This window comes from Zongyangia acetica (assembly GCF_038739695.1).
In the GTDB taxonomy this organism is placed as follows: domain Bacteria; phylum Bacillota; class Clostridia; order Oscillospirales; family Ruminococcaceae; genus Zongyangia; species Zongyangia gallinarum.
Window position 1 is genome coordinate 152,771 of record NZ_JBBEWN010000008.1, and the last position, 6,411, is coordinate 159,181.

Sequence of the window (6,411 nt, forward strand, 5' to 3'; positions counted from 1 at the left end):
ATTGGATTATCCTTTTCTTTTTCCCTGCGCCTGTGTTTTTTTACAGGTTGGTTATACCCGGCAACTGGGCAGATCTGATTTAAAGGCAAGACCAGAAGAGAGGGAGCAGCTGCGTTTTCCCATTGGGCCCTGCAGCCACATGGCATTGCATCCAACAGTTTGTTTTCACCATTGCGGCAAAATAGATGTAATGTTGGAAAAAATACGAGTTCGGGATATGTTGGGGCTGTTCCAGCTGCCTGTATTAAAACGTAAGGAGCAAAAAACAAAGGGCAGTATCTACGTCATGCCCAAACCGGTAGAAGTCATCTGGAATGTGGAAAAGTCTGCAGAATTAGGGGCGGACGGTAACGCATACTCTCTTTGGAAAAAAGGGGATGACCCCTCTGAAATTTTTCAGATGCGGGAATATCAACAGGGGGACCGCCTGCGGGATGTCCATTGGAAATTGAGTTTACGGCAGAATAAACTCATGGTCAAAGAATACGGGCTCCCCTTGCAGTTTGCTGTCCAATTCTTGCTGGATATTGGCATGAAAGCCAAGCTGGAAGAACTGGACCGGCTTTTAGATAGCTTTGCATCTCTGACGATGGCCCTCCTCCAACAGGACATTCCTTTTTCCGTTAGTTGGACAACTGGTGAAGCGCTGGAAACGGCCTTAGTGGCAAATACAGAGGATTTATCCGGTGTATTGCATAGTGTGCTGTCACTGTCTGGCAATAATCGCCACGAGGTGTTAACACAGTTTCTAAATCAAGGGCAAACCATACAGGGGAGACATCTTGTTTATCTGACCACAGGAGAAATCGCCGGCGAGGACGATTTAATGATCCGAGAAGCTTTGACTAGTTTTCTATGGGAGAAAAAGGGGAAGGTTACAGCATTGATGACCCGACCGGGAGAAAATCTTGCTTTTCAGCTACAGCAGGCGGGATGTGATGTAGTCGCATTGGACGACAGTCCTTTAGAACAACAACTGGGGGTGTTGGTTTGATGCGAAAAAAAGAAAATACTCTATTTTCTGATAAATTAGAGAACCTCACCAATGAATTTCAGGCATCTAAACGCCCGGTAGATAATTTCTGGCTCGCCCTCATGCGGCTCTCTATTTTTGTATTTGCTCTATTCGGTAGTTTGTATTGCTTTTTATACTGTTTTCAAATACCTGTAGAGATTGAATGGATTATAGGCGGCTTATCCGCCTATATCCTCGTATTTTTGATCCTATTTTCAATAAAACAGTGGTATTGGACCACGTTGGTTCCCATCTGTGTTGTGCTATTTTATGCATGGAATATCATTTCGGATCTGCGCCAGGGCTTCATGCATGTACTTAATCACATCATGCGGCAATTTACAGAGCATTCCATGTGGGATTTTCCAACTTTTGTGACAGATTCTGTAAGCGAACAGATGCAGAGTTGGCAGAGTACACTGTTTATTCTATTTCTATACTTTTTTATCGCTTTTGCGCTGGGGTTTTTCATCATACGCCGGCCCAGTGTTTGGGGCGTAATTGGATGTACTGCGCCGTTTCTCTGTGCTGCACTTTATTTTGTGATAACACCGCCTTTATCAGCTTTTTTTGGCCTGATGGCGGCTTATTTCATGATGTATGTTTATAAAAGCAGCGCACAAACCCGGCTGACCCTGCTATCCAAAGCAAAATATAAAAATAAACAATCCAAAATAATCCGAGCCCAATCAACGAGGTTTTCTCCCCAGCATATTACCACCTTGGCAATGCTGCCAGTGCTTCTTGCCTCTTTGCTCTGTGCCTCGCTCATTTTGCCATCCCAAGAATATAAGCGCCCTCCAGCGATAGACAATCTGCAACAGGCCATGGAAAAATTTGATCTGGTAAGGATGTTAAGCGGGGGCTACTCTGGTCTGGGCCGGGGCGATCTGAGAAATCTCGGGGCGATACGGGCACAAGGGGAGACGGTGCTCAAGGTCAAGTCCTCCATGGATGTCCCCTTTTACCTGCGTGGATACGCCGGAGCCGTTTTTACAGGTTCTCAGTGGGAGGAGATGCCGGATATTGACTATGAGGAAGCTTCCACAGAGTTTTCCAATTTAATCCCTCAAACCATGTTGGCGGACTATCTTTCCTTTTTCCAGGGAAATGACTCCCTGTCCTACGAAGCACCTTTGCAGGAGATTTCCATCCAAAACATTGCGTTGGGAAACTCTACTTTTTTGATTCCTAATGGTCTACGAACCAGAATAGAAGAATTGGGTAAGGTTTGGTTTATCCAGGATACAGCGGCGGCTACTGCTGGCTTTGGAGGGATTGATGACTATGTGCTCCAATCCTATCCCATTGCGCGGACACCGGGTCCGGTTTATTTTCAGGGTCCGGTTGACGAAAGCCGGGACAGCTTGGACTATATCTACCTGGATACTTCTATGATTAACGGGGCCTTTGTAGAAGAAAACCAAGGGTGGACCAATGAGAGAGGAATCACTTTTGATACATTTTTGAGCGAACAATATGCTTACCGCAGGTATGTATATGATACTTACACAGCCTTGCCAACGGATGTAAAGGATAGGGCCGATACGTTGCGCAGCCAATATGGACTGGCGCCGATCTTTTCTTACGACACATTTGGTGGGCTATATCTGAATGTGGAGCAGATCTGCGAGAATTTACGCAGTCTTTTAGCTCAACAATGCCGGTACACATTGGCGCCGGAAATCATCCCCGAAGAAGAGGATTTTGTCACCTATTTTCTCAACGAAAGCAAAGAGGGATATTGTGTCCATTTTGCTACTGCGGCCACTGTATTGCTGCGGTCGATGGGGATACCAGCTCGCTATGCAGAGGGATTTGGAATTTCTGTTGCTGACTTTGAAAAAAGCCGGGATGAGGATGGATACTTCCCAATTGACGACAGTCAGGCCCATGCGTGGGTAGAGGTCTATGACCCTTACCAAATGGAATGGATTCCTGTTGAAATGACCCCTGGCTATACCGAAGAGCAGGGGCAGTCCATACCTGAAGAAGACAATCTAGAAAATGAAGATCCTGCGGTTTCCTCAGAGCCCGATGCAGAGTCCCAGTCCAGTCAAAGTTCATCATCGATCCCGGAAACTCAAAATGCAAATAGACCGGGTATGTCGGCAAATTGGATTTTTGTGGCTTATGCCGCCGGTGTGATCGTCCTGCTGGTACTTGCTACAATTTTGGCCCGGAAGATTGCACTATATAACAGGCGCCAGAAGCTTACACAAAAGGATACAGATGCAGCCGTTCTAGCAGCTTATCGATGGATACAATTGATGCTCCATATAGCCGAATGTGATAATCCGGAAAACTTGGATACTCCCGAAAGTTATAGCCAAAAAGTATGTCAGAAGCTTCCATGGCTTCATGAGGATCAATTGACAATGGTGCTCAGAAATGTGCAGAAAGCCCGCTTTTCTGGTGTGCCTTGCACGGAAGAAGAAAGACGGAAAGTTTTGCATTTTGGCTATCAACTAGCTGATGAATTAAGCAATCATCAAACCTCTATACGTCGGCAATTGTCCCGATATTTTTATCATGTATTTTAGCTATAGCCCTACGCTTTCGTTTCTCTTGGCGTTTTTTCCGTTTTGTGTTATGATAACAATAGTTTTATTAAACGGGATTTAGAAGACTATTTTTATCATAGCTAGGGGTGTCACTAATGAAAACATGGAAAACTTTTTCATTCTTGGTCAATGGACTGCCGGTGGAGGCAAAGTTTACCCAAGAAAATATTGATGAAATTTTTCTGCCTTTGCTTCATCGACTGGATCAGATGCAGAAGGAACGGGGAAAACGGATCATTGTCTTTTTAGCGGCACCGCCCGCAACCGGCAAATCGACCCTCGCCATGTTTTTAGCGCATCTTTCCAAGGAAAATAACTGTACTGCTATGCAGGCCATAGGATTGGACGGTTTTCATTATCACCAAGACTATATTCTTGCTCACACTGTCAAACAGAAAGACGGAACCGTGCTTCCTATGAAGCAACTAAAGGGAAGTCCAGAAACCTATGATGTACCGCATTTCAGAGAAAAATTAGATGCCTTACGGCAAGGCGATCCCATGTGGCCTATCTATGACCGCCGTTTGCATGACGTTGTCGAGGAGAAATTGCTGGTGACTGCACCAATTGTGCTGATTGAAGGCAACTGGCTATTGTTCCAGGAGGGACAATGGAAGGAGCTGGCTTCCCTAGCAGACTATACGGTCTATATCCGTGCTGAAGAGAAGGACCTGAAAGAACGTCTCATTGGAAGAAAGATGCTTGGCGGATTCTCCAGAGAAGAGGCGGAGGAGTTCTATAAAACAGGTGATGGCGTCAGCCTTCGCCGTGTTTTACAGGGGAGTAGGTTAGGCGATCTTTCACTTACGATGGATGCCGATGGAAGCTTTTCTGTTTTGAAATGAGAAACATCTCTATAATAAAATCCCCCTTGTCGATCGACAAGGGGGATTTTATTATAGAGATCCTACATTATTTTTACACTGTGTAAGAAGAAATATTAAGTATTAATCGTCTCCTATAACTTCGTCCTGTAGCGCATCATAACCGCGCTCTCCAGTACGGATCTTAACAACATCCTCAACGTCATAGACGAAGATTTTACCGTCACCAATATTGCCTGTATAGAGGTTATCCCGAACAGTTTTAATCAGTGTTTCCACCGGAATCTTGCAGACGACGATATCAATCTTAACCTTAGGCAACAAGCGAGAAGATACTGGATTCCCTCTGAAGTAGAGGGTGTGACCCTTTTGCCGTCCATAACCAAAGACGTTTGTGACAGTAATACCGGTGATCCCCAGCTTATCTAAAGATTCCTGCAATTGAGAGAATTTATTCTGATTGGTCAGAATGCAGACCTTGGTGATTTTTGCCCCAGCTGTCTCATGATGTTCAACCGGTACTGCCTTTTCTACGCTAACTGCCGACTGCGTAGTGGCAACAGGTACAGCCATATCCCCAATGGAAGTCTCATCCTCAAATGTTTCCGTAACAGGGGCGAAATCCGGATAGGCAATGTTACCGTGTTCGCCGATATCCAATCCCTGAATTTCTTCTTCACGGGAAACACGGATGCCCATGGTCTTTTTCAGGACAAACCAGACCAGACCGGAGGTAATAAAGGTAAAGGCGCCAATGGCAATGATACCGATCAACTGAATGCCAAGAAGGTTGAAACCGCCTCCATAGAATAAGCCATTTGTGGTAGAAAGAGAGGTCACTCCTTCTTTGGCGAAAAGGCCAACGCATATGGTACCAAACACGCCGCATCCCAGATGGACAGAAGTTGCGCCTACCGGATCGTCAATTTTGAGCTTATCAAAGAAGCCAACAGCAAATACTACCAAGATGCCAGAGAGTGCGCCAATCAGTATTGAAGCTTCAATCGTTACATAGGCGCAGCCACCGGTAACACCAACAAGGCCGGCGAGACAGCCATTGATGGTCATCCCCAAATCTGGTTTTTTCAAGACAATCCAAGATGTAATCGTCGATGTAAGCACTGCTGCAATGGCCGAAGTGTTGGTTGTCATCAGAATATGGAAGACATCGGATGGATTCTGGAAACTCATTGTCGAGCCGGGGTTAAACCCAAACCATCCTAGCCAGAGAACAAAAAGTCCGATCACTGCCAAAGACATACTGTGTCCGGGAATTGCTCTTGGTTTTCCATCCTTGCCATATTTTCCAATGCGCGGTCCCAGCAGCATTGCGCCGGCCAGTGCCGCCCAGCCACCAACAGAGTGAACAACGGAATCGCCAGCAAAATCCATAAATCCAAGATCTGCCAGCCATCCGCCGCCCCAGACCCAGTGACCGATAACTGGATAGATGACGAGGGTCAGGACAAAAGAGAAAATAATGAAAGTGACGTATTTAACACGTTCTGCTACAGCGCCGGATACGATGGTTGCAGCTGTACCGCAGAACACGAGCTGGAAGAAGAATTTCCCCCAGAAGGGAACAGAGGAGGTCAAGGTTTGATCATAAAATGAAAGATCTTGATTTCCAAGAATAAATAGATGTTCGGTTCCCATGAAAGGGTTGTCTCCGCCAAACATAAGTCCCCAGCCTAAGAGTATAAATCCCAGAGAGGAAACTGCGAAAACAATAAAGTTTTTCGATAGGATATTAACCGTGTTTTTCGACCTTGCAAAACCTGCTTCTACGCTGGCAAATCCCAAGTTCATGAAAAAAACTAGGATGGCCGCAAGGAAGACCCATAGGGTATCGATGACAGAAAACTCCATAATTAGCCCTCACTTTCTGAAAGTCAAGACCACCCCTAAGAGGGGTGGCTTGAAGCGCGGCCTAGAAGGCCGAAAAACCAAGCCAGCGCCTAAATGACGCTGGCTTGAACTTTGTTCAAGCCTTGGTGGTATGATTACT

General features: G+C 45.7%; 4 protein-coding genes. 3 read left to right on the plus strand and 1 reads right to left on the minus strand.

What is annotated here, in order from left to right; translation table 11 throughout:
* The first annotated feature begins 193 nt into the window (after positions 1-193).
* The 3 genes from WGC32_RS09085 (at position 194) to WGC32_RS09095 (ending at position 4,424) form a co-directional block, all read left to right on the plus strand.
* A complete protein-coding gene (locus WGC32_RS09085; RefSeq protein WP_342681454.1) occupies positions 194-994 on the plus strand; it encodes a DUF58 domain-containing protein in 801 nt (266 codons plus the stop codon).
* Positions 995-1,608: 614 nt separating this feature from the next.
* Positions 1,609-3,558, plus strand: coding sequence for a transglutaminase-like domain-containing protein (locus WGC32_RS09090; RefSeq protein WP_342681455.1), 1,950 nt, complete (start codon positions 1,609-1,611; stop codon positions 3,556-3,558).
* A gap of 116 nt (positions 3,559-3,674) precedes the next feature.
* On the plus strand, positions 3,675-4,424 hold the full coding sequence (locus WGC32_RS09095) for a nucleoside/nucleotide kinase family protein (protein ID WP_191510291.1): 750 nt from the start codon (positions 3,675-3,677) through the stop codon (positions 4,422-4,424).
* A 102-nt stretch (positions 4,425-4,526) separates the two neighbouring features.
* On the opposite strand, the gene WGC32_RS09100 is transcribed toward WGC32_RS09095, so the two are convergent.
* Positions 4,527-6,272: an ammonium transporter gene (locus WGC32_RS09100; RefSeq protein WP_191481538.1), complete on the minus strand. Its 1,746-nt coding sequence runs from the start codon at positions 6,270-6,272 to the stop codon at positions 4,527-4,529.
* Positions 6,273-6,411 lie beyond the last annotated feature (139 nt).